The organism is Mesorhizobium sp. M0991 (assembly GCF_040318915.1).
Taxonomy (GTDB): Bacteria; Pseudomonadota; Alphaproteobacteria; order Rhizobiales; family Rhizobiaceae; genus Mesorhizobium.
Genome location: NZ_JAMYNE010000011.1, coordinates 128,407 through 152,836 on the forward strand (window position 1 = coordinate 128,407; position 24,430 = coordinate 152,836).

Genomic DNA, 24,430 nt, shown 5'->3' on the forward strand with positions numbered 1-24,430 from the left:
CGGAGGGCGCGAAGAAACGCTACGAGCCGTTTCGTTCTTCCAGAGGAAAACAACTACCTTCGCAACACCGCGCTCAGCACATCCCTGACGCCGATGGCGCCGACGAAGCGCGACTGGTCGTCGAACAGAGCCACCGGTGCGGTCTGCGAGCGATGCATGGCCAGCATCACGGTCTTTAGCGAGGTGCCGGGGTTGGCCCAGAACACCTGCGCCGTCTCTTCCGGCTGGGCCTCGACATCGGCGCAGGACACCCACACCGCCGGCTTGCCGTCGCGCTCCGCCGCCACCACCAGCCCGTGTTCGTCGATTTTGAAACGCGTCGTCTTGCGCCGGTCGAGCCACACCCAGCCGTCCTCGCCGTGCTCGAGGTCGCGGCGGTCGCGCATGACGTTCCACGCGGTCAGCACCGAGAGCGGGTTCACATTGGCGATGAAGTCGCGGACATAGTCGTTGGCAGGCCGCAGCACGATGTCTTCCGGCGCACCGGTCTGCACGATGCGCCCACCTTCCATGATGGTGATATGGGTGCCGATCTTCAGCGCCTCCTCGAGGTCGTGGCTGACGAAGATAATGGTCTTCTTCAGCTCGGCCTGGAGCTGCAGCAACTCGTCCTGCAGCTTGGTCCGGATCAGCGGATCGAGCGCCGAGAACGGCTCGTCCATCAGCAGGATCGGCGCCTCGGTGGCAAAGGCGCGCGCCAGGCCGACGCGCTGCTGCATGCCGCCGGAAAGCTCATGCGCGTATTTCTTCGACCACTGGTCGAGATGGACTAGCCTCAGCTGCCTGTTCACCCGCTCCTTGCGCTCGGCTTCGGGTACCCCGGCGAGTTCGAGGCCGAGGCCGACATTCTCCTCGACGGTGCGCCACGGCAGCAGGCCGAACTGCTGGAACACCATTGCCACCTGCTTCTGCCGCAGCCGCCGAAGCGTCGCCTCGTCGCAGGTGACGACGTCGACCGTACCATCGCCGTCCTTGACCAGCACCTGGCCGCGCGAGACGACGTTCAGCCGGTTGACGGCCCTGAGCAGCGTCGACTTGCCGGAGCCGGACAACCCCATCAGCACCGAAATCTCGCCTTCGTTCACGGTGAGGCTGGCGCCGGCGCAGCCCAACACGTTGCCCGTCTGTTCGAGGATCTCGGCGCGGGTGGCGCCGCTGTCGATCAGCGCCAGCGAGCCGGCCTGGTCGGCGCCGAAGACGATGTCGACATTCCTGAAATCGACGGCGACGGTCATTTCTTGCCTCCCACGCCGATGCGCGTCATCCGGTCGAGCACGATGGCGAGCACGACGATGGCCAACCCTGCCTCAAGCCCGAGGTCGATCCTGCGCGAACCGAGCGCCCGGTTGATTTCTGTACCGAGCCCGCCGGCGCCGATAAGGGCGGCGAACACCACCATCGACAGCGACAGCATGATCGATTGGGTCAGCCCAGCCATGATGGTCGGCAGTGCCGAAGGCAGCTCGACCTTCCACAGCAGCTGGCGCTTGGTGGCGCCGAAAGCTTCGCCCGCCTCGACGATCGATTTCGGCACCGAGGTGACGCCGAGATGGGTGAGCCGGACCGAGGTCGGTATGACGAAGATGATGGTGACGATCAGGCCGGGCGCGTTGCCGAGGCCGAACAGGGTCAGCACGGGGATCAGGTAGACGAAGGTCGGCAGCGTCTGCATCAGGTCAAGTACCGGCAGCATGACGCGATAGATCTTCGGCTTGTGCGCCGCCCAGATGCCGAGCGGCACGCCGATGGCCATCGACACGGCGGCGGCGGCAACCACCAGCACCAGCGTCTCCACCGTCTGCTTCCACAGATTCTGGTTGAGGATGAACAGCAAACCGATGAACACCGCCAGGGCCAAGCCTTTCGAGCGCTGCAGGAAATAGGCGAGCAAAGCGATCAGCGCGATCAGCAGAACCGGCGGCAGCAGCAGCAGCGCGTCGACGATGCCGTCGAGCAGGAAATTGAGGCTGTTGGAAAAAGCCCTGAAGACGGTGTCGAAATTATCGGTGAGAAAGCCGAAAAACGCCTTCCCCCACGCCCCTATGGGAATCTTGTAGCTGACCAGGAATTTGGAGATCGGATCCATCTAGCCCCTCTTCTGCCGGCGCCGTCCTTGCCGGACGGTCATCTTGTCACAGGATATGAAAAAGGGCAGCCATTTCTACCGTGGCTGCCCCTCGTCTTGTCGTGCAAGCGGTCAGGTCAGCTTCCGAGCGCTGTTTTCACCGCTGCCGCCGCATCGCCGCCGTCGAAGGTGGTGACGCCGGCGATCCAGGGAGCGACCGCGTCCGGGTGCTTCTTCAGCCAGTCTGTGGCTGCGGTGTTGCCGTCAGCACCCTTGATGATCGCGTCCATTATCTCGCCTTCCATGTCCAGGTTGAACTTCAGGTTGGTGATGAACTTGCCGGCATTGGGGCACTCGGTTGTGTAGCCCTTGCGCACATTTGTGTGCACCGTGGCAGCGCCGAAGCCGCTATCACCCATCCCCTCGAGATAAGTGATCTTCATGGCGCCCATCACCGGATGCGGCGTCCAGCCGAGGAAGGCGATCCATTCATTGTTCTTCATCGCCTGCTCGGCCTGGGTGAGCATGCCGGCCTCGGAGGATTCGACCAGATCGAAGCCTTCGAGATTATTTTCCGGCTTCGCGATCATATCGAGAATAATCTTGTTTCCGTCATTGCCGGCCTCGATCCCGTATATCTTGCCGTCAAACTTGTCCTTGAACTTGCCTAGATCGGTCAGCGTCTTGACGCCTGCGTCAGCGACATAGGTTGGCACCACCAAGCCGTAGCCAGCGCCCGCAAGGTTCTCGCTGATAGTCTCGACCGAGCCGTCGGTTGTGAAGGGCTCTATGATACTAGCCATCGACGGCATCCAATTACCAAGGAAGACGTCCACGTCTTTGTTTTTGAGCGATTCATAGGTCACCGGCACTGCAAGCTGAATCACTTTCGGCTCGTAGCCGAGCGCGGTGAGCAGAACCGAGGCTATGCCGGTGGTCGCCTGGATGTCGGTCCAGCCGACATCGGACAGCCGCACCGTCTTGCAGCTTTCCGCATCGCCGGCGAAGGCCCCAGTCGTGGATAGAAAAGCCGCCAGGCCGAGGCCGGCGACGAATGAATTCAGACGCGACATGAAAATTCTCCCATTTCAGTTCTCGGTGAAGCGAAGCGACGGTTTTATCTCCGCCTTGTCGCGTCAGCCAAACATCATTCTGCTGCGGTTTCAAGCACTAAGGCAATCACGAACAACGGCGCAGGCTGGCCGATCAGCGACACGCCCGCCGCTTTCCGGATAGAAGCCGCCTTTTCCCGGTGGGATGTAGGCGCTCCCCCTCCCCGCTTTGTTGCAACTCGGCTTAAAAGGACGGCATGGCCAAGCTGTACTTTCACTATGCGACGATGAATGCCGGCAAGACGACGATGCTGTTGCAGGCCTCGTACAATTACCGCGAGCGCGGCATGACGACGATGCTGTTCATCGCCGGCCACTACCGCAAGGGCGATACCGGGCTGATCTCGTCGCGCATCGGCCTGGAGACGGAGGCCGAGATGTTCCGCGACGGCGACGATCTGTTTGCCCGGGTCGCCGAGCATCACGACCACGTCACGGTGCATTGCGTCTTCGTCGACGAGGCGCAGTTCCTCGAAGAGGAGCAGGTCTGGCAACTCGCCCGCATCGCCGACCGGCTGAACATCCCGGTCATGTGCTATGGCCTGCGCACGGATTTCCAAGGCAAGCTGTTTTCCGGCTCGCGCGCCCTGCTGGCGATCGCCGACGACCTGCGCGAGGTGCGCACCATCTGCCGTTGCGGCCGCAAGGCGACGATGGTGGTGCGCCTCGGCGCCGACGGCAAGGTGGCGAAACAGGGCGAACAGGTGGCGATCGGCAAGGATGTCTATGTCTCGCTCTGCCGCCGCCATTGGGAAGAAGAAATGGGCCGCGCCGTGCCCGACGATTTCATCGGCTTCACCAAAGCCTGAACCAGCGCTATTGCTTTCATCCGACCTCCCGGCCGACATTCGTTCCGCAATCGCGCCATCGTGCGGCGCTTGTTAAGGTTTGCTTCCTATTTCAGAACCTCTCAGCCAGAGCCGTCGGGATTTCCCATGCTTCGAGCCATTTCGTCTGCCGCTGCTTTCCTCATCACCGGCACTCTTGCCGCGCATGCCGACGGCGATGCTGCTCTCGGCAAGAAGGTCTTCAACAGATGCATGGCCTGTCATGAGGCAACGAGCGACCGCGACAAGGTCGGCCCGCATCTGCTGGGTGTCGTCGGCCGGACCGCCGGCACCGCGGACAGTTACCTCAGCCGCTACTCGCAGGGGATGAAGGACGCGGGCGCTGCCGGCCTGGTCTGGGACGAAGCAAACCTTGCCGAATACCTGCGCGCGCCGCGGCAGAAGGTCCCCGGCAACAAAATGGCCTTCTCCGGCCTGACCAGCGACGACGACATCGCAAACGTCATCGCCTATCTCAAGGCCGATCCCAAGCCCTGAGCGTCGCTCCCGAGCAAAAGTCCAGCCGCGGTTGGAAGCGGTGCCTGACCGGCCGGCAGTTACACCGTAATCATTGCCTGACTATCCTGCCGTCGGCCTCCTGAAATTCTTTTGTTTTCCTGTAATCCCATGTCTTCCGTCTTTCATTCGCCAAACCCGGCACATATATTCGCGGCGGTTTGCGACACGAAACCGATGCCGAAGCGGGAGGCCCCAATGGCGACATTGCAGAATTTCGATGCCGAGATTGCCAAGACCAAGCAGGTCGTGGAGGACATGCGCACCAAGATCGAGCAGTCCGGGAGCGTGCTCGACACGCTCGCCACCGCCGACAAGAAGATCGGCGATGCCAATTTCGACATCGAGAATGCCCGCATCGAGGATGTGCTGAAGCAGCAGAAGGTGATGGAAGGCAATATCGCCGACCTGATCATCGGCCTGGAGGACGCCACCAACGTCTTCGGCGCCGAATTCGAGAGCATGAAGAACTACACCGGCTGGGAAAGTTTCGTCGGCGTCTTCTCCAGCCAGCGCAAGCAGCGCATGCGCACCGACCGCGTCCGCAACATGTCGCTGGCCGGCAATCTGCAGGAGCTGCTGGCGAAATCCGACACCATCGTCGGCATCCTCAAGGCGCAGAAGCAGGTTCTCGACACCCGCTACAAGACTTCCGAGGCCAGCCTGTCGCAGGTGATCGAGCGCCGCAAGACCACCATGTCCAATCTCGAGACCGTGCAGAAGCGCATCGAGGAACTCAACCCGATGCTGCTCGACATCGAGAACAAGATCGCCGCCTCGACCAGCCAGAAGGAGCGCACGCAGCTTGAGGGCGAACGCTCGAAACTGGCCACGGAATACAACGAGAAGCAGGCCAAGGAGCAAGAATTGCTGGCCGAAAGCCAGACGCTGGAGCGCTACACCTCGATGTTCCAGACCTTCGTCGATTCGCTCAACAACCAGATCGCGGCGCAATCGACGCTGATCAACAAACTGACCATCGATACCGAGCAGCGCATCGTGCTCTACAAGGCCTTGGAAGATTCGCTGAAGACCGCCGCCCAGCAGGATGTCGCCCACAAGATCAACACGCTGGGCAGCCAGGTCGATAACACCGCCGAAGAGACCATGGCCGGCATTGGTGCTGCCTCGCAGAAGCACATTGGCGATCTGCTTGAAATGCACGAGAAGAACATGGTCGCCACCGCCGACATCCAGCGCCGCAAGAAGCTCGCGGACGATGCCTTCGCCCGCCGCTTCGACGATGTGATGAAGAAGCACAATTCGGCAAATTACGTGCAGTCGTAATTGCTGCACGTGCACTGCTCCCAAGGGCTGGCAGCATGACCCCCGAAAACGAAGCCGCGGCGCGCTATTTCTCGGCGATCGCGGCGGCACTTGGCGGCCTCGAAGTGTTCATGCGCGACGATCGCTCGCCGCTCTACCGGCACGGCATCGTCGCCAAGGTCGTCGCCGAATATATTGCGCGGCTCGACAAGTCGTTCTCGTGCTGGCGCAACCGGCTGGGCTTCACCGAGACGTTCCGCATCTCGCGCGCCGAAAGCGGTTTCCCGGTCTTCCAGAACCTGCTCGAGTTGGAAAACGACCGGCTCCAGGCCGATGCGCGCCTCGCCAATCTCCCGCTGGCCGATGAGCTGCGCGAGGAAATGGCGGACTTCATCCTGCGCCACAAGGAATTCCCCGAAGCGCTGCAGAAGTCGATGGCCGAGCGGCTTTACCTCGAGGACGTCAAGAGCGAGACCACCTTCGGCCCGTTCACGCTGGCCCAGACGGTCAAGGTGTCGGTCAATCCGAAGACGTTGCGGCCCTATTATCTGGTCCACTGGGCCTGCTTCGACGGCAGCGCCAACCTGCCGCTCGTCTATATGGTGACGGTCGAGGATTCCTCGGACGACATGATCCGGCAGCTTGTCGACTCCAATGGCAAACTTAATGAGAGGGTCGACATCCCGCTGCCGGTCGACGGGTTGCTCAATCCCGAGCTTGCCCACCGTTTCGACGATTTCACCGAGAAGAATTCCGCCTACGCGCTGTCGCCGGCGACCATCGCGGTCAACCTCGACAAGGATTTCGAGCCGCTGCATCCCAAGCAGCTGCGTCGCGTCGTGCTCGGCCCGTTCTATTCTGCAGGGATTACCGACAACAATTCGACGGTGAGCGAAGTGCTGGCCAAGGTCCGCAAGCCGGAAAACGCCTGGCTGCTGACCTGGACCATCCAGGAGGTCTTTTCCAAGGCCGAAAAGCCAGGCCGCAAGGGGTTGTTTTCGAGCGAAAAGACGACGCAGGAATTCTTCATCAATACCGACGATCTCGAGGCCGCGCGGCAAGGCGTGTCGAGCTATGAGAACCATGCGCTGATTCCGCACGAGGCCTATCAGGCGCTCTATGCCGCCGGCGAGGCGCAGAAGATCTTTTCGGGCTACAAGGTCCACATCCTGTCGAATGGGCAGGTCATCAGCGACGTCTGACCGTCAAATCGCGGAGCATCCTCCATGGACACCGGCCTGACCACCATCCCGGAAGCGGCAATTGAAAAGCACCGCGCCACTGCGCAAAGTTTCATCACTCGCATCGTCGTGCTGGAGGACCCATCGCGCGAGTCCGGCACCGCGCTTGCCGGCACCAACCGCCGCTTCGTCTCGACCGTCTCGGTCGGCTCGGTGCGCCACACGCGCGAGGTCGAGCTCGCCAAAACCGTCGCCGCCGTCCATTCCGACGACCAGTTGCTGACCATCCCGCAGCACACGCTGTTGTTTCGCGCCCGGCGCGGGCTAGCGATAGCGCTGGCCATATCGGATGTCTTCGCCGAGGGCTCGGACCTCGAAAGCCTGCAGGCGAAAAACGCCCGCGCGCCGCTCGAAGGCGATGAAGCTGCCACCTTCAAGAAGCTGCTGTCGGCCTCTGCCTACATCTCCGCCTTCAGCCTTGCCTCCTATTTGTTCCAGCTGATCGACAGCGACGGCGAGGCGCCGAACGACACGCCCGAGCCGGACTTTCTGTTCGACACGCCACAGGATGCGGTGAAGTCGATCGTGGCCGGGCTCGACAGGGCGATAGCAGGTTCGAAGGACGATGCCGACCTGATGACCCGCGCCCGCGCCTTTGCCCGCGTCGCCATCGACGGGCTGTTGGCGCGAAAGGGCCGCTTCGACGGCATCGGCCCGTTCGAGAACGCGCATATCCGCATCGACGTCGACGATTTTACCCTTGACGGTTTCGACGTCGCGCCGGGTAAGCGGGCAAAGCCGCTGGTGATGACCTTCAAAAAACCGGAAGAGGTCGTCGGCAACCACATCGCCAAATACCAGTCGGTCAAGCTTGCCAAGATGCTGATGGCCTACGATTTCGAGCGCGAGCTGAACCCGTTCGTCGAGCTCGGCGGCTTCTTGTTCACCTTCATCGGCGACGGCGCGCCCGGCACCGGCAAGACGACGCTGATCCAGATGATCGCCGGCCTGCTCAACGGCTACTGCCAGATCGCCGGCTATCCCTTCGCCTACGAGAATTTCGGCGTCGACCAGATCTCCTCGTACCAGGGCAAGTCCGGCCAGAACTGCCGCCAGTTCATCAACAATGTGCTGAACCCGCGCGTCATCGGCTTCGGCACCATCGATGATATCGACCAGGTAGCGGCACGTCGCTCCGACGATCGCGCCTCCGCCGGCCAGCAGGAAATCACCGGCGTCCTGATGGACGCCTTTGGAGGTGCGGCGACCGTGGTGCGCGGCAACTGCTCCTTCGGCATGTTCTCCAACTATCCCGAAAACGTCGACGACGCGCTGCGCCAGCGCGCCGGCGCGCGCTGGCTGGTCGATGGCCCGCAGAGCCGCGACGACTACATCGACATCTTCGTTCTGCTCGCCGGCAAGAACCACAAGATCCCGCTCGGCGACCACAAGCTCTATGCGGCGCAAGAGATCCAGCGCGCGGTGATGGAAGCTTACGAGGAGCATGAGAAGCCGCAGGAAGACGGGTTGATGAAGGTCTATGAGCGCTACATGAAGGAAAACGGCGCGCCAAAGACGATGGCCGACATCGGCACTTATCTGCATATGATCAAGGATGCCGAGCCGCGCTTTACCGGCCGCGCCATCAAGAACGTCACCGATGCCATCAAGATGCGCGCCATGGACATCGAATTGCCGGACGAGTGGTTCGAAAAGCCGGAAGCCTTCATGCACAAGGGTTACGACGACAAGAAAGCGATGATCGAGGAACTGCGCGGGCCATTCTCGATGGATATGGTCATGCAGGAGATCAACCGCTACGCGGATTCCGAATTCCGCTATTCCGACAAGTCCGATGATGCGGCGGTGACCAAGCTGATCCGCGACACCCGCCTGCGGGAGCGTGCCGTCCGCGAGATCGAGGAGTTGAAGAAGAAAGGGCTGTGGAATGCGTGAGCCCTTTCCCTTCTCCCCGTTCACGGGGAGAAGGTGCCCGAAGGGCGGATGAGGGGCAGCGCAATGCGTGGCGGAAACGAGCCGAAAGTTACGAGAGCCCGGCAACTGCGGAAGGTCGAAAACGGCGCCGAAGACAAGCTTTGGAGCGAACTGCGCGGACGAAGGTTGAATGGCCATAAATTTATTCGCCAACTGCCGATCGGTCCATATTTTGCTGACTTCGCCTGCCGTGAAGCCAATCTGGTCGTTGAAGTTGATGGAAGCCAGCACGCAAATCGATCTCAGGATCGATACAGGGACGAGACGATGAATCGGAATGGCTGGTCGGTACTGAGGATATGGCACGCCGATGTGCTGACGAGCCGCAAGAGCGTGCTGGACACGATCGTGGCCGTCCTTGACGGTCGACTGGATGAAAAAATGATTGCTGTTGACGCAAAATTTCTGCCTTCGACAGCTGCAGGAAAAGAATGATGAGCGTCTGCGCCGCCCCTCATCCGCCCTTCGGGCACCTTCTCCCCGTGAACGGGGAGAAGGAATAATGGCCAAGAAGCCCGATCTGCTGCGCGACAACGAGCTGATCTACGGCCGGCTGCTGACGATCGACGAGCCGCATCTCATCCAGCGCTACAACAAGGCAATGGTCGCGTTCGGCCTGAAGCCGACCAAATTGAAAAGCTTCGAGATCGACCGCACCGGCTTTTCGCCGCAGGTCGCCGAGGAATGCGGCGACTACAGCTACCTCGATCCGAACGAGGTCAACCGCCGCTTTATCATCCTGACGCCGTCGCAGATCGACCTGCCGGTGGTGCACACGGCTTTCTCCAACACCTCGCTGCTGATGTACGAATTCATGTCCAAGAACCAGCGCGCCATCGATGCACTGACGATCAAGGACGTCATCTACGGCGAGATAGAGGATTCGGTTCCCAAGGTCGACGACATCGAGGACCTGCTGTCGATCAACCAGGTCGAATTCAAGGTGCTGTCGGCCGAGGATGTGCTTGGCAAGGCCGCTGAACTCGGCAAACTGGTCGACCGGCTGAAGCAGGAGCCGGATGCCTGGCGCGACAACGCCATGCTGGCCCACATGGTCGAGCTGGCGAAGATCTGCGGCGACATCCGCGAGAATGCGCTGGTGCCGGACCAGGTGATCTTCCGCCACAATGCCTATTGGACCAGCCATTTCGGTGGACTTTATGTGTTCGTCGATCCCGAGGTGACGACGGTGATCAGCGACCCGGCAGCGCCGGGTTTCCGCCGTTCGCGGCCCTGGCAGGTGAGCTACCTCTCGATCCACGATGCCGACAAGGTGTTCAAATTCCTCGCTTCGACCGGCCGCATCGAGCTGCCGCGCGCCTCATGGATCGAAACCTCCGGCTATCTCGAGCATCGCGCCGAAATGGTGGTGCGCGCGCTGATCCGCGACGCCGAGCCCGACCGCAATCTGACCGACGTCGACAAGGTCTGGCTGCAGACCTGGATCCACGGCCACGCCGATCTGATCACCAGGGACGGCAATTTTCCCTTCCTCAACGCCGCCAAGCGCGAGATCGCCCAACTCGGCCATCTCAAGATCGAGGATGTGTTCCCGCAGCAGCGCTTCCTGGTCATCCGCGCCAAGCCGGACCATCCCGACGCCTGGCTGAGCAACCAGCTAATCTCGGACTTCGTGCCGCAGGACTTCGTTTCGCGTTACGTCTTCAACAAGCCGGGCTTCTACAGGGATTATGAAGGCTTCAGCGACGCCTGGCGATCGCATGTTGTGGACGTTCTGAAAACCACATATCTGAAGGACAAGGTGGCGTTTCGCACACGCCTCTATGGTTTGACTGACTGAGGGGGTGACATCGCCATGCTTGATCCGATCGTGAATTTCTTCACCCGGATTTTCCAGTGGATTGGCCGCGGCATCGGCCTGCTCATCGGCGCGATCCTGTGGCCGTTCCTGTGGGCGGGGCGCTGGTACACGCAACGCGGCTGGATCCTGAAGGCGGTGCTCGGCCTGGCGTTGCTCCTGCTGATCGGCCTCTATGTCAATTTCTTCTACGCCACACAGTGGTGGAACAATTTCGACCCGAATTACGTCGACAAATACACGTTCGAAAAGCGCAACAGCTCCGCCGGTGAACAGGTTTCCGCCGGCGCCGGCACCGACACGGCCAAGACCTGCGGAAATTCAGCCATTGCCCAGGTTGCGGCCGACCTGACCGACTTCAACGTCAACCAGAATGCCTGGGTGTCGTCGATGATCCTTTACAAGCTCGGCCTGTTCGGCATCGACTGGGACCACACGCCGTTCATGGACAACAAGGCTTCGTTCCAGCGCGGAATCAACCAGGCGGTGCGGCGCACGGCGACCGAGCTTGCCGACAATCTCGGCCGCGTCCGCACCACCTCGCAGATCGACGCCGACCTGCAGGACGCCCGCGGCAATCTGCAGTTCGATGAGGAAACCTGGTATTTCGGCTTGAACCCGTTCGGGCCCAAGACGCCGACGCCGAGCTATTATCGCGACGCGGTGCGCAAGCTGCGTTCCTTCAACGCCCGCCTCGCAGCCTGCCAGGCGACGTTCGATGCCCGCGCCGACAATCTCAAGCAGTATATCGACCGCATTTCGTCCGATATCGGTTCGACCTCGGCGATCCTCAAGGAGCGTGCCGAAAACCACAATAATGGCTGGTTCGACACTCGCGCCGACGACCGCTTCTGGTTCGCCTATGGCCAGCTCTATGCCTATTACGGGCTGATGAAGGGCGCACAGGCCGACTTCGAGGACGTCATCAAGGAAAAGCACCTGCAGAACCTGTGGGATACGATGGACGCGCAATTCGTCTCGGCGCTGCGCATCCAGCCCTTCATCATCGCCAATGGGCGCGAGGACGGCTGGCTGTTGCCGACACATCTGACGACGATGGGTTTTTACATACTGAGGGTGCGCTCGAACATGGTCGAGATCAGCAACGTGCTGACGCAGTAGCGGATCGTGCCGCACAGCCGGCGCTGGTGAATTTGCGCCGTTGCTTCTGTCGCTTTTCGCGTATTAGGCGGCTGTTTTGAGACGGCGGAACCGCGCCTGCTCTGGCTTCTATACGGCGCTGCAACCGGCGCAAAAAGAACCTGTAGCAGAGCGGCCGGCGGCAGAGGTATTTTCTTCGCAGGAAACATAGTTGCATGAAAGTTGACGCCGCGGCAGCGACAGGGGTAGAACATGCTCGCGCCTGCAATGCCGGGCTGTTCTTGCGACCACACTAGTCAAATCCGTCCAATCCAGAGGGAAGCCGTCATGGCCGAAGTGAAGTCCGACATCGAGATCGCGCGCGGCGCCAGGAAGAAGCAGATCCAGGAGATCGGCCAGAAGATCGGCATTCCGAGCGAACATCTTCTGCCCTACGGCCACGACAAGGCGAAGATCTCGGCCGAGTTCATCAAGTCGGTGAAGGGCAACAAGGACGGTAAGCTGATCCTCGTCACCGCCATCAACCCGACACCGGCCGGCGAAGGCAAGACGACGACGACAGTGGGCTTGGGCGATGGCCTCAACCGCATCGGCAAGAAGGCCATCGTCTGCATCCGGGAGGCTTCGCTCGGACCGAATTTCGGCGTCAAGGGCGGTGCCGCCGGCGGCGGCTACGCGCAGGTCGTGCCGATGGAGGACATGAACCTCCACTTCACCGGCGATTTCCATGCCATCACCACCGCTCACAATCTGCTGTCGGCGCTGATCGACAACCACATCTACTGGGGCAACGAGCTCGGCATCGATACCCGCCGCGTCGTCTGGCGCCGCGTCATGGACATGAACGACCGGTCGCTGCGCGAGATCATCTGTTCGCTCGGCGGCGTCGCCAACGGTTTCCCGCGCGAGGCCGGTTTCGACATCACAGTCGCCTCGGAAGTCATGGCCATCCTGTGCCTGTCGACCGACCTGAAGGACCTGGAAAAGCGCCTCGGCGACATCATCGTCGCCTATCGCCGCGACAAGTCGGCCGTCTATGCCCGCGACCTCAAGGCCGACGGTGCAATGGCCGTACTCTTGAAGGACGCCATGCAGCCCAATCTCGTGCAGACGCTGGAGAACAACCCGGCTTTCGTCCATGGCGGCCCGTTCGCCAACATCGCGCATGGCTGCAACTCCGTCGTTGCCACCACGACAGCGCTGAAGCTTGCCGATTACGTCGTCACCGAAGCCGGTTTCGGCGCCGATCTCGGTGCCGAAAAGTTCTTCGACATCAAATGCCGCAAGGCCGGCCTTAGGCCGGCAGCGGCGGTCATCGTCGCAACGGTTCGCGCCATGAAGATGAATGGCGGCGTCAAGAAGGAGGACCTCGGCAAGGAGAACGTCGAGACGGTGAAAAAGGGATGTGCGAATCTCGGCCGCCACATCGAGAACATCCGCCAGTTCGGTGTGCCGGCAGTGGTCGCTATCAACCATTTCTACTCCGACACCGAGGCCGAGATCCAGGCGATGAAGGACTACGTCGCCTCGATGGGCGAAGAGGCGATCCTGTGCAAGCACTGGGCTCAGGGATCCGCCGGCATCGAGGAACTGGCCAAAAGAGTCGTGGCGTTGGCCGAATCCGGCGCGTCGCAATTCGCCCCGCTCTATCCCGACGCCATGCCGCTGTTCGAGAAGATCAACACCATCGTCCAGCGCATCTATCGCGGTTCCGAAGCGATCGCCGACAAGTCGGTGCGCGACCAACTCCACGCCTGGGAGCACGCCGGCTACGGTCATTTGCCGGTCTGCATGGCCAAGACGCAATATTCCTTCTCCACCGATCCGAATCTGCGCGGCGCGCCGACCGGCCACACCGTGCCGGTGCGCGAGGTCAGGCTGTCTGCCGGCGCCGGCTTCGTCGTCATCATCTGCGGCGAGGTGATGACCATGCCCGGCCTGCCCAAGGCGCCATCCTCGGAAAAGATTTTCCTGAACGAAATGGGCCAGATCGAAGGCCTGTTTTAGGGATAATCAACGCTTGAACGGCAAAGGCGCCGCAACGCTGCGGCGCCCTTTTTGGCGTCTTCGCGACGATCTCGTCCCTACGCCGCGCTTCGCGCCAGCGCGCGCTGGTTGGAGGCATAGGGTGTGTCGTGCTGGGGTACCACGCCGGTCTTCAGGCAATCGATCCACTCGGCGGTTTTGAGAACGGCCGCGAAGCGCGACTGCAATACGATCGTCACGACGCGATGGATTTCCTCCCCCGAAGCGTAGCCGGCGCTGTTTGCGTACGGCAATGACCCCGTTGCGTCAGACAGGAACTCCACCTCAAAGCCCATATGCACGGCGTGGATGACCGTCGACAGATCGCAATTATGCGTCATGTAGCCGATGACCGTGATCGTATCGATAGAGTTGGCGCGCAGCCACTCCTCGAGGTCTGTGCCGGTGAAGGCGCTGGGCAAGTTCTTTTCGATGTAGTGGTCGTGGTTTCGCCTGGCGATTTCCGGGTGCAACTCGGCGCCATGGCTACCCTTGGCGAAGACCGGTGAGGTTTCCGGCGCCAACTGTTTGATGACCACCACCTTGACGCCTGCCTCGGTGGCCGCGTCCATCGCTCGCGCTACATTGACGACGCTGTCGCGGAAGGGCGGATGCTGGATGGCGAGGTTGCCGCCATCATAGTCGTTCTGAACGTCGATAACGATGAGGGCGCGGCGTGGAGCTTTGCCTTTGGCTGGTTGCGACATGGGTTTTCCTTTCCCGTTGGACATTGATGGGTGGACGATAGGCTCGGCACCGGATGGCAAAAAGTGTCCCGATTGACATTATTCGAAAGAATTGGGACAATTGGTTGTTACTCCTGTTGGTGCTGCCCATGACTGTTGGTGCTGCCATGACCGATCCTGTCGTTGCCGCCATCGCCTTCGATGGCATCAGCCCGTTTCATCTCTCCGTGCCGTGTCTCGTGTTCGGCGCGGATCGCACGACGCTCGGCCTGCCGCGCTTCGACTTCCGGGTCTGCGCGATTGAGAACGGGCCGATCCGCACCGATGCCGGGCTGACCATCAGCGTCCCGCACGGGCTTTCCGCGCTCGATGACGCCGACATCGTCATCGTGCCAAGCTGGAAGGATCTCGGGAGCTCGCCTCCAGCGGCATTGATCGACTCGTTGCTTGGCGCGCACGAGCGCGGCGCGCTGATCGTCGGACTGTGCCTGGGAACGTTCGCTGTCGCGGCGACCGGACTGCTTTCAGGGCGGCGAGCGGCGACGCACTGGGCCTACGCGGGTCAGCTGCAGGAACTCTATCCCGACATTCTCGTCGAACCGGAAGTGCTCTACATCGACAATGGCGATGTCGTGACATCCGCCGGCGTCGCCGCAGGGCTCGACTGCTGCCTGCACGTCGTACGGGCTCGTTACGGCGCGGAGGCGGCACTTCGGCTTGCCCGGCAGATCGTGCTTTCTCCGCATCGGCAGGGCGGGCAGGCTCAATTCATCGAACGTCCCATCGCCAGGACCGGCAATGCGGACCGCTTTACCCAGGCTCTCGAAACGGTGCGCAAAACCCTGGGTGATCCGCACGGCCTGGACAGCGTTGCCGGTCTCGCCGGCCTCACCCGCCGGACGTTCACGCGCCACTTCCAAAAAACGATCGGCACCAGTTTCGGCGACTGGCTGACCGACCAGCGCGTCCAGCTGGCGCAGCGGCTGCTGGAAGCAACGGAAAAATCAATGGACACGGTTGCCTTCGAGGCTGGCTTCGGCAGCACTACCTCACTGCGCCAGCATTTCGCGGCGCGGCTCAGAACCTCGCCGGCGCAATACCGGCGCGAATTCTCGAGGAGCGCTCAGGAGGAGCGCGTGGCGCACATGCCGAGGTGAAATTCGGCTCGCGCTCGATTCCAGGGCAATCGCTTCGGGTTTGCGCTGCCCCTCATTGCCCTGCCGGGCATTTCTCCCCGTATAGAGACGGGGAGAAAGTCGCATCGCAAAGGATTTCGCCAATCACCAGCGTTAGAGAAAGGGTGCGGAGGTTGCGGCCAGCCCCTTCTCCCCGTCACTATACGGGGAGAAGATGCCGGCAGGCAGATGAGGGGCGGCGCCGACGTCGAACTGGCATCTGGCCTGAATTATAGGCTATCTTTTTTCTCGAAGCGATTGCCTGCTCTCGATCCTGTCGTCCTTGAAAGGCTCTGCGTCATCTGTCATATATTAAAGCGACAGATGACGCGAAGAGGCCCGCCGTGGCGATAGCATTGGAAAAGGCTGCGCCAGCAGCAAAAAACAATGAACTGCAGAAGGTGGCGAGATTGCTAGGCGGCAGCCGCATTCTGGCAAGGCGCCTCAGCAGCGCTTTGGATGCCCACGAGCTGCTTCTGCACGGCCTGCCGGCTTCAGCGCTGGACCATCTTATCGGGCAACTCGTCTTCATCCAGAAGACCGATTCGCTGGAGAAGGCCGTCGGCATGAGCCTGCGCACCTACCAGCGCCGCAAGGATGCTCCTTCCAAGCCTCTCAGTCAGGACCAGAGCGGACGAACCTGGAAGTTCGCGGAGATCCTGTCGAAAGCTACCGACGTGTTGGGTTCGCAGGCGGAGGCAGAGCAATGGCTGGAGCGCCCGGCGATTGGGCTCGACCAGCGTCGTCCAATCGACCTTCTGGCGACGCCGGCGGGGATCGAGCTTGTAGAAGACTATCTGGAACGGCTTGAATATGGCGTTTATGCATGACGCCGCTGCCGGCGGCGCTTGGTGGCTCCGACCTCATCGGATGGCGCCTCGATCAAGCCGCGTTTGCGCCTACATGGGATAGTGGCGAGGGCGCATACAGGGTGGGCGGACGCTGGAACAGCAAGGGCGTGCGCGCCGTCTACTGCTCGATCGATCCGTCGACTGCGATCCTCGAAGTTGCGGTCCATAAGGGCTTCAGGGCGCTCGACACGATTGCGCATGTCATGACGGCAGCAATCGTCAGCGATGTCGCGGATGTGCATATCGTCGACCCCGCCGCCGTGCCCAACCCCAACTGGTTGCGCCCGGGCATTCCGAGCTCAGGACAACAGGCGTTTGGCGACGATCTTCTGCAACGGCACCGGTTCGTTGTGATTCCGAGCGCCGTATCGCAGCACAGCTGGAACCTGATCTTCGACGCGAGCCTCGCCAGGGGGGCATACGCCATGAAGACCCAGGAGGCGTTTGCGCTCGACACGCGGTTGCATCCACCTCCGGCCAAGTGACACAGCCGCCCATGTCCATCAGAACGAGGACATGACCGGCGACAGAAGCACGGTGCTCAGCCGTTCCTGATTATCCGTGCCGGATTACCAACCACCGTGGTGTTCGCCGCGACGTCGCGCGTCACCACGGCACCGGCGCCGACGATGGCGCCATCGCCGATCCTGACCCCGCCGAGGATGACGGCACCGCCGCCGATCCAGGCACTGTCGCCGATCTCGACCGGCTTGGCGATCTCCAGCCCTGCCCGTCGCCCCGCAGCCTCCTTGTGGTGCTCGGCACAATAGATCTGCACATTGGGGCCGAGCAGCGTTCCCTTGCCGATGCGGACTGGCGCCGTATCGAGAATCGTGCAGCCGGCATTGAGGAAGACGCGGTCGCCGAGAAAGATGTTGAAGCCATAGGCGCAGTGGAACGGCGCTTCGACCCGGGCGCGCTCGCCCGCAGCGCCGAGCAGCGCCCGCATGCCAGGCCCAATATCGGCACGCTGCCGGGGTGGCAGGCTGTTGTGCTCGAACACCGCGTCGCGTGCCGTGATCCGCAGCGCCTCCAGTTCCGGATCGAGGCAGCAATACCACTCGCCCGCCGCCATTTTCGTGCGCTCGCTTCCGGCCATGGCCGCGACTCCAGTCTCAATCTTTGCCAAAGCACAAATGGTGAAAATACGGAAGCGCCGGCGACGACACCAGCTCTGGTCAAACGCCGGACCTATGGTAGCTTGCCCATGCGACCTGTCCCGCCTAGCCATCGAGGGGATCAATCATGCTGTACATTCTTGCACTCCTGATTGGCGTCGTTGCCGGGCTTCGCGCCATGACTGCGCCCGCCGCGGTCGCCTGGGGCGCCTGGCTTGGCTGGTTGCCGGTCGCCGGCACCTGGGCGAGCTTCATGGGCCACTGGATCGCCGTCGGCATCTTCACCATCCTGGCCATCGCCGAACTGGTCACCGACCAGCTGCCATCGGCGCCGAGCCGCAAGGTGCCGCAGCAATTCGGGACGCGCATCGTCCTGGGCGCTTTCACCGGCGCGGTGATCGGAGCGACCGGCGGCGCCACTATCGGCGGCCTGATCGCCGGCGCCGTCGGCGCGGTGATCGGCACGCTGGGCGGCGCCGAGGCGCGTAAACGCCTGGCCACCGCCTTCGGCAAGGACCCGCCCGCCGCCTTCATCGAGGACGCGGTGGCGATCGTAGGCGGGCTTCTGATCGTGGCGGCGGTGGCATGACGGCAAAGACATTCGACGCCATCATCATCGGTGCCGGGCAGGCCGGCCCACCGCTCGCCGGCCGGCTGAATGCGGCCGGCATGAGCGTGGCGCTGATCGAGCGAAAGCTGGTCGGCGGCACTTGCGTCAACACCGGCTGCACGCCGACCAAAACGATGGTGGCAAGCGCCTATGCCGCGCATCTCGCCCGCTCCGCCGCGGACTACGGGGTGACGCTCTCCGGTCCCGTCGGCGTCAACTACAAGGCGATCAAGGCGCGCAAGGACAAGGTCTCCAACGACGCACGCGGCAATCTCGAAGACTGGATTGCCGGCATGGACAAATGCACGCTCTATCGCGGCCATGCGCGCTTCGTGACCGCCAATACGGTGCGCGTCGGCGACGATCTGCTGAGCGCCGAAAGGATATTCCTCAACACCGGTGGCCGCGCCTCGGTGCCCGACCTGCCCGGCGTCAACGACGTATCCTACCTCACCAACTCGTCGATGATGGATCTCGACGTGCTGCCGCGCCATCTCATCGTCGTCGGCGGCAGCTATGTCTCGCTCGAATTCGCGCAGATGTTCCGTCGCTTCGGTTCCGAAGTCACGGTCATCGAAAAGAGCCCGCGTCTGATCGGCCGCGAGGACGATGACGTCTCGGACGCCATTTTGTCGATCCTCGAAAACGAAGCCATTGCCGTCCATCTCGGCGCCGACGACATCCGCTTCGCCAGGCGAGGCAACGAAATCGCCGTGACCTTCTCGCCAGGCAAGGCGGCTGCGGTCGGCTCGCATGTGCTGCTGGCGCTCGGCCGCACGCCAAATACCGACGATCTCGGCCTCGACAAAGCCGGCGTCGAGGTCGACAAACGGGGCTTCATCGTCGTCGACGATCAGCTGCGCACCAGCGTGCCGGGCATCTGGGCGATGGGCGACTGCAACGGCAAGGGCGCCTTCACCCACACCTCCTACAACGACTACGAGATCGTCGCCGCCAACCTGCTCGACAACGATCCGCGCAAGGTCAGCGACCGCATCGAGGCCTACGCGCTCTATATTGACCCACCACTCGGCCGCTGCGGCATGACCGAAGCCGCGGTAAGGAAATCCGGCCGCCGCGCCCTGGTCGGCCAGCGGCCAATGACCCGCGTCAGCCGTGCCGTCGAAAAAGGTGAGACGCAAGGTTTCATGAAGATCCTGGTCGATGCCGACACCAAGGAGATCCTCGGCTGTTCGGTGCTCGGTCCGGGCGGCGACGAAGCGGTGCACTGCGTGCTCGACCTGATGTATGCCAAGGCGCCGGTCAGCACGCTGGCGCGCGCCGTGCACATCCACCCGAACGTCTCTGAGCTTCTGCCGACCATCGCCCAGGAACTCAAGCCGCTGGTGTGACGGCCGGGGAGAATCGTGCGCCCATAGCGGCGCCGGCTGGACCAATCGACAGCCCATCGGCAAAAGGGCATGTGTTCCGCCTCTTCTCGCGGAGGCATCCTATGCAGAAATCCATCGAACGCATCGCCGGCGACAGCGAAGGCGTCTCCTACGAATTCCCCGTCTTCCGCTTCACCGGAACGGACAAGACGGCGCCTTCGGCCTATCTGCAGGCGGCACTTCATGGCGGCGAATTGCCGGGCGTCGTCGCCATCGATGCGCTGATGCCGATGCTCAGCAAGGCGGAAGCCGAAGGCCGCATCAGCGGCAATATGACCATCGTGCCCTGGGCCAATCCGATCGGCCGCGCGCAATATCTTAACGGCGATCATCAGGGCCGCTTCCATCTGGGCACGCGCACCAATTTCAACCGCGGCTTTCCGCGGCTCGCCTCGCCCGACGTCGCCCTCCTGCCGGCGCACGGCACAGTCGACCAGCGGCTGAAGACGCGGCTGCTGCAGCTCTCGATCGGCCACGACATCGTGCTCGACCTGCATTGCGACGATGAAGGCCTCGCCTATCTCTACGTCCACACCAGCCTGTGGCCGGCCATGGCGGATTGTGCGGCGGCCATGGGCGTCGATGCGGTGATGCTGTGGGACGAAGATCCCGACGGCACCTTCGAAGGCGCCTCGATCATGCCGTATCAGAACGTCCCAGCCGACGTGGCGCGCCTGGACCGGCGCGTCGCCACCACGGTCGAATATCGCGGCATACTCGATGTCGACGGCGCCCTCGCCGGCGACGATGCCGAAGGACTCTACCGGCTGCTGGTGGCGCGCGGCGTCATCCGGGATCAGGCGCTGCCCGCGCCTGGCAGCTTCGTAGGGCTCGTCGCGCCGATCGAAAACATCGAGATGATGCCGGCGCCCCGCTCGGGCGCGATCCTCTACCAGGTGAAGCCGGGCGACCGCGTGGCCAAGGGTGCGCGGCTCGCCACCATCGTCCACGCGCCGGGTGAGCCCGACGGCCGCACGGAAGTGTTGGCGCCGCAGGCGGGCCTCATCCTGACACGGCGTTCCCGCCGCATCATCCGCGCCGGCGAAGACCTCTTGAAGCTGGTCGGCGACAGGAAGAGCGCCGATGCAAGGTCCGGGACGCTGGAGGATTGAAGCCTTCCTTTGAATCCAGTTGCGCGGCCGTCCAATCGCCGCTATGGGAATCGCCATGAATATGCGTTCGATCAAGACCATTTGGTGGTGGGCTCGCTGACAGCGGCCTGTTCGAACGCGTTCGCGTGACAATAGAGGGTGGCCGCAGCGGAATGTCCGGGCGGCCATTTGTTTTTTCAAGCCATTCCCGGGTCCGTTGCCCCAAAAGACGCTGATGGAGACGGCAATGACGACGAAAATTCTGGAGAATGGCGCCGAGCGCTTCGTCACGGCGGGTGGCGTGGCGATTACCCGCCAGCGCCATGACCGGCCATATGAAGGGGCGATCGACGGCTATGTCGATGGCCTGAATTCGCGCCGCGGCGCCGTGTTTTCCTCGAATTACGAATATCCCGGCCGCTATACGCGCTGGGACACCGCCATCATCGATCCGCCGCTGGTGATCTCGGCACGCGGCCGCGGCATGCGCATCGAGGCGCTGAACCGCCGCGGCGAGGTGCTTTTGCCGGTGATCGGCACGGTGCTTGCCGGCCTTGACGATGTCACGATCGCCGAGACGTCGAACAAGCTCATCCGCCTCGAAGTCGCCAAGCCCGGCCGTGTCTTCACCGAGGAGGAACGCAGCCGCGTTCCCTCCGTCTTCACCGTGCTGCGCGCCATCACCGCTTTGTTCAAGACCGAGGAAGACGCCAATCTCGGTCTCTATGGCGCCTTCGGCTACGACCTCGCCTTCCAGTTCGATCCGGTCGACTACAAGCTCGAGCGCAAGCCAAGCCAGCGCGATCTCGTGCTGTTCCTGCCCGACGAGATCCTCGTCGTCGACCATTATTCGACCAAGGCCTGGACCGACCGCTACGACTATTCCGGCGATGGCTTCTCGACCGAAGGCCTGCCGCGCGACGAAATCGTCGAGCCGTTCATGACCGCCGACCGCATCCCGCCGCGCGGCGACCACGAGCCCGGCGAATATGCCAAGCTGGTGCGCAAGGCGATGAAGAGCTTCGAGCGCGGCGACCTGTTCGAAGTGGTGCCGGGGCAGATGTTCTACGAACGCTGCGAAACCCAGCCCTCCGAGATTTCCCGCAAGCTGAAGAGCATCAACCCTTCGCCCTATTCCTTCTTCATCAATCTCGGCGAGGGCGAATATCTGATCGGCGCCTCGCCGGAAATGTTCGTGCGCGTCAACGGCCGCCGCGTCGAGACCTGCCCGATCTCCGGTACGATCAAGCGCGGCGACGATGCCATCTCCGACAGCGAGCAGATCCTGAAGCTGCTCAATTCGAAGAAGGACGAGTCCGAACTCACCATGTGCTCGGACGTCGATCGCAACGACAAATCGAGGGTCTGCGAGCCGGGCTCGGTGCGCGTCATCGGCCGCCGGCAGATCGAGATGTATTCGCGCCTGATCCACACCGTCGACCACATCGAAGGGCGGCTGCGCGAAGGCATGGACGCTTTCGACGCCTTCCTGTCGCATGCCTGGGCCGTCACCGTTACCGGCGCGCCGAAATTATGGGCCATGCGCTTCATCGAGCAGAACGAGAAGAGCCCCCGCGCCTGGTATGGCGGGGCGATCGGCATGGTCAATTTCAACGGTGACATGAACACCGGCCTGACGCTTCGCACCATTCGCATCAAGGACGGTATCGCCGAGGTGCGCGCCGGCGCCACGCTGCTCTTCGACAGCATTCCCGAGGAAGAAGAAGCCGAAACCGAACTGAAGGCATCCGCCATGCTCTCCGCCATCCGCGACGCCAAATTAGGCAATGCCGCCAGCACCGAACGCAGCACCGCGCGTGTCGGCGACGGCGTCAACATCCTCCTGGTCGATCACGAGGACAGTTTCGTCCATACGCTCGCCAACTATTTCCGCCAGACCGGCGCCAATGTCTCGACGGTGCGCACACCGGTGCCGGACGAGATCTTCGACCGGCTGAAGCCAAACCTGGTCGTGCTGTCGCCCGGCCCCGGCACGCCGAAGGATTTCGACTGCGCCGCTACCATCAAGCGGGCCCGTGCGCGCGACCTGCCGATCTTCGGCGTCTGCCTCGGGCTGCAGGCGCTGGCCGAGGCCTATGGCGGCGAGCTGCGCCAACTGCACATCCCGATGCATGGCAAGCCGTCGCGCATCCGCGTGTCGAAGCCGGGCATCATCTTCTCCGGCCTGCCCAAGGAAGTAACGGTCGGCCGCTACCACTCGATCTTCGCCGATCCGGTGCGGCTGCCCGATGGTTTTGTCGTCACCGCCGAGACCGAGGACGGCATCATCATGGCCTTCGAGCACCGCAAGGAGCCGATAGCCGCAGTGCAGTTCCACCCGGAATCGATCATGACGCTCGGCCACAATGCCGGCATGCGCATCATCGAGAACATTGTCGCGCACCTGCCGCGCAAGGCCAAGGAAAAGGCCGCTTAATTCGAGGGCTCAGTGTTGGGATCTTTTCCCCAATGACCGCGGCAGAAATCAAGGCCGCCGCCAGGCAGAAGGTCGCCAGCCTCGCCTTCTGGTCGATCATTGTCGCCTTCGTCGTGCTCGGCCTGAAGCTGGCCGCCTGGTACATCACCGGCTCGGTTGCGCTTTATTCGGACGCGCTGGAATCGATCGTCAACGTCATTGCCTCGGCCGCCGCCTATTGGGCAATCCAGGTCAGCTACAAGCCAGCCGACCAGGACCATCCGTTCGGCCACCATAAGGCCGAGTATTTCTCGGCCGTCCTGGAAGGCGTGCTGATCGTGCTTGCCGCCTTGCTGATCCTCAACGAGGTCTGGTGGTCATGGCAGCATCCGGCCCCGCTGGAACAGCCATGGACCGGCCTTGCCGTCAACGGCGTCGCAACGGTCATCAACGCAGTCTGGGCCTTGACGCTGATCCGCACCGGACGGAGTGAAAAATCGCCGGCTCTCGTCGCCGACGGCAGGCACATCATGACCGACGTGGCGACCTCGGTCGGTGTGTTCATCGGCCTGGTCGGCGCCGTGCTGACCGGCTGGCAGGTTCTCGATCCGGCTCTTGCCGTGATCGTGGCGCTGAACATTCTATGGCAGGGCTGGCACGTCATCGGCTCGTCGATGAACGGGCTGATGGACCGCGCCGTGGACACTCAGGAACATATCCGCATCCGCGACATCATCTCGGCCAATTGCAAGGGCGCGCTCGAGGTCCACGACCTGAAGACGCGCATCGCCGGCCGCGCCACCTTCATCGAGTTCCATCTGGTCGTCGACGCCGACATGTCGGTCGGCGCCAGCCACGTCATTTGCGACCGCATCGAGGACGCGCTGCAGGCAGAGATCCCTTCCGTCCGCGTCATCATCCATGTCGAGCCCGACGACGAGGCGAAACTGCCCAAGGGCACGACCGCCGTGCCCTTCGCGTGAGGTGGCGCAGATCGGTCTCCTCGTTGGTAGCGCATATATCTTGGAGATTAGCTGAGACATCCATCCCTTCGTCATCCCAGGGCGGAGCGACGCGAAGCGGAGCGCAGACCCTGGGATCCATGCCGTAACATCCGCCGAAGAATGCTGCGGGTCGGAATGTGTCACCCCGCTCCTAACCCGCCGTGACGAAGTGGCACTCTCG

At 62.4% G+C, this 24,430-nt stretch carries 22 protein-coding genes; 17 read left to right on the plus strand and 5 right to left on the minus strand.

Features of this window, described 5'->3' with window-relative positions; genetic code table 11:
• Positions 1 to 53: 53 nt before the first annotated feature.
• The 3 genes from choV to choX all read right to left on the minus strand — a co-directional run bounded on the left by choV (position 54) and on the right by choX (position 3,138).
• Positions 54 to 1,235, minus strand: coding sequence for a choline ABC transporter ATP-binding protein (gene choV / locus NKH70_RS17935; RefSeq protein WP_352978789.1), 1,182 nt, complete (start codon positions 1,233 to 1,235; stop codon positions 54 to 56).
• Positions 1,232 to 2,086, minus strand: a complete 855-nt coding sequence (choW, locus tag NKH70_RS17940) for a choline ABC transporter permease subunit (protein ID WP_352978787.1) — start codon at positions 2,084 to 2,086, stop codon at positions 1,232 to 1,234. Before choW ends, choV begins: the two co-directional genes overlap by 4 nt.
• 116 nt (positions 2,087 to 2,202) lie before the next feature.
• A complete protein-coding gene (choX, locus tag NKH70_RS17945; protein WP_352978785.1) occupies positions 2,203 to 3,138 on the minus strand; it encodes a choline ABC transporter substrate-binding protein in 936 nt (311 codons plus the stop codon).
• Positions 3,139 to 3,374: 236 nt separating this feature from the next.
• On the opposite strand from choX, the gene NKH70_RS17950 reads away from it, so the two are divergent.
• The 9 genes from NKH70_RS17950 to NKH70_RS17990 all read left to right on the plus strand — a co-directional run bounded on the left by NKH70_RS17950 (position 3,375) and on the right by NKH70_RS17990 (position 13,889).
• A complete protein-coding gene (locus NKH70_RS17950) occupies positions 3,375 to 3,986 on the plus strand; it encodes a thymidine kinase (protein ID WP_353025771.1) in 612 nt (203 codons plus the stop codon).
• Between the two features lie 126 nt (positions 3,987 to 4,112).
• Positions 4,113 to 4,502, plus strand: a complete 390-nt coding sequence (locus NKH70_RS17955) for a c-type cytochrome (RefSeq protein WP_352978781.1) — start codon at positions 4,113 to 4,115, stop codon at positions 4,500 to 4,502.
• Positions 4,503 to 4,718: 216 nt separating this feature from the next.
• Positions 4,719 to 5,807: a hypothetical protein gene (locus NKH70_RS17960; protein WP_292660727.1), complete on the plus strand. Its 1,089-nt coding sequence runs from the start codon at positions 4,719 to 4,721 to the stop codon at positions 5,805 to 5,807.
• Positions 5,808 to 5,842: 35 nt separating this feature from the next.
• Positions 5,843 to 6,988 (plus strand): hypothetical protein, encoded by a 1,146-nt coding sequence (locus NKH70_RS17965; protein ID WP_352912552.1) that lies wholly within the window; start codon positions 5,843 to 5,845, stop codon positions 6,986 to 6,988.
• 24 nt (positions 6,989 to 7,012) lie between these two features.
• Positions 7,013 to 8,923, plus strand: a complete 1,911-nt coding sequence (locus NKH70_RS17970; protein ID WP_352912553.1) for an AAA family ATPase — start codon at positions 7,013 to 7,015, stop codon at positions 8,921 to 8,923.
• Positions 8,924 to 8,986: 63 nt separating this feature from the next.
• On the plus strand, positions 8,987 to 9,397 hold the full coding sequence (locus tag NKH70_RS17975) for an endonuclease domain-containing protein (RefSeq protein ID WP_352714560.1): 411 nt from the start codon (positions 8,987 to 8,989) through the stop codon (positions 9,395 to 9,397).
• 67 nt (positions 9,398 to 9,464) lie between these two features.
• On the plus strand, positions 9,465 to 10,763 hold the full coding sequence (locus tag NKH70_RS17980) for a DUF6638 family protein (RefSeq protein ID WP_352912554.1): 1,299 nt from the start codon (positions 9,465 to 9,467) through the stop codon (positions 10,761 to 10,763).
• A gap of 15 nt (positions 10,764 to 10,778) precedes the next feature.
• The gene (locus tag NKH70_RS17985; RefSeq protein WP_352978778.1) at positions 10,779 to 11,903 is read left to right on the plus strand and encodes a DUF2333 family protein; all 1,125 of its coding nucleotides are present in this window, start codon (positions 10,779 to 10,781) and stop codon (positions 11,901 to 11,903) included.
• Between the two features lie 306 nt (positions 11,904 to 12,209).
• Positions 12,210 to 13,889 carry a formate--tetrahydrofolate ligase gene (locus NKH70_RS17990; protein WP_353025773.1) on the plus strand — a complete coding sequence of 560 codons (1,680 nt, stop codon included), beginning with the start codon at positions 12,210 to 12,212 and terminating at the stop codon, positions 13,887 to 13,889.
• Between the two features lie 77 nt (positions 13,890 to 13,966).
• Here NKH70_RS17990 and NKH70_RS17995 read toward each other — a convergent pair whose 3' ends face one another.
• The gene (locus tag NKH70_RS17995) at positions 13,967 to 14,614 is read right to left on the minus strand and encodes a cysteine hydrolase family protein (RefSeq protein ID WP_352912556.1); all 648 of its coding nucleotides are present in this window, start codon (positions 14,612 to 14,614) and stop codon (positions 13,967 to 13,969) included.
• 146 nt (positions 14,615 to 14,760) lie between these two features.
• Between NKH70_RS17995 and NKH70_RS18000 the strand changes: the two genes are divergently transcribed.
• The 3 genes from NKH70_RS18000 to NKH70_RS18010 all read left to right on the plus strand — a co-directional run bounded on the left by NKH70_RS18000 (position 14,761) and on the right by NKH70_RS18010 (position 17,104).
• Positions 14,761 to 15,750 (plus strand): helix-turn-helix domain-containing protein, encoded by a 990-nt coding sequence (locus NKH70_RS18000; protein WP_352912557.1) that lies wholly within the window; start codon positions 14,761 to 14,763, stop codon positions 15,748 to 15,750.
• Positions 15,751 to 16,112: 362 nt separating this feature from the next.
• Complete coding sequence (parS, locus tag NKH70_RS18005; protein WP_352912558.1) at positions 16,113 to 16,598, plus strand: type II RES/Xre toxin-antitoxin system antitoxin; 486 nt, start codon at positions 16,113 to 16,115, stop codon at positions 16,596 to 16,598.
• Positions 16,595 to 17,104 (plus strand): RES family NAD+ phosphorylase, encoded by a 510-nt coding sequence (locus NKH70_RS18010; RefSeq protein WP_352466798.1) that lies wholly within the window; start codon positions 16,595 to 16,597, stop codon positions 17,102 to 17,104. The genes parS and NKH70_RS18010 overlap by 4 nt, the downstream gene beginning before the upstream one ends.
• A 56-nt stretch (positions 17,105 to 17,160) precedes the next feature.
• On the opposite strand, the gene NKH70_RS18015 is transcribed toward NKH70_RS18010, so the two are convergent.
• Positions 17,161 to 17,718, minus strand: a complete 558-nt coding sequence (locus NKH70_RS18015) for a sugar O-acetyltransferase (RefSeq protein ID WP_352978776.1) — start codon at positions 17,716 to 17,718, stop codon at positions 17,161 to 17,163.
• A 146-nt stretch (positions 17,719 to 17,864) separates the two neighbouring features.
• Here NKH70_RS18015 and NKH70_RS18020 point away from each other — a divergent pair, with 146 nt between their 5' ends.
• The 5 genes from NKH70_RS18020 (at position 17,865) to NKH70_RS18040 (ending at position 24,228) form a co-directional block, all read left to right on the plus strand.
• Positions 17,865 to 18,326 carry a DUF4126 domain-containing protein gene (locus NKH70_RS18020; protein WP_352912559.1) on the plus strand — a complete coding sequence of 154 codons (462 nt, stop codon included), beginning with the start codon at positions 17,865 to 17,867 and terminating at the stop codon, positions 18,324 to 18,326.
• Entirely contained in the window at positions 18,323 to 19,699 is a 1,377-nt protein-coding gene (locus NKH70_RS18025; protein ID WP_352912560.1) for an FAD-containing oxidoreductase, read from the plus strand. The genes NKH70_RS18020 and NKH70_RS18025 overlap by 4 nt, the downstream gene beginning before the upstream one ends.
• Before the next feature lie 101 nt (positions 19,700 to 19,800).
• Entirely contained in the window at positions 19,801 to 20,850 is a 1,050-nt protein-coding gene (locus tag NKH70_RS18030; protein ID WP_352912561.1) for a M14 family metallopeptidase, read from the plus strand.
• A 226-nt stretch (positions 20,851 to 21,076) separates the two neighbouring features.
• On the plus strand, positions 21,077 to 23,266 hold the full coding sequence (locus tag NKH70_RS18035) for an anthranilate synthase (RefSeq protein ID WP_352713255.1): 2,190 nt from the start codon (positions 21,077 to 21,079) through the stop codon (positions 23,264 to 23,266).
• 32 nt (positions 23,267 to 23,298) lie between these two features.
• Complete coding sequence (locus NKH70_RS18040) at positions 23,299 to 24,228, plus strand: cation diffusion facilitator family transporter (protein ID WP_352713258.1); 930 nt, start codon at positions 23,299 to 23,301, stop codon at positions 24,226 to 24,228.
• Positions 24,229 to 24,430: the final 202 nt, after the last annotated feature.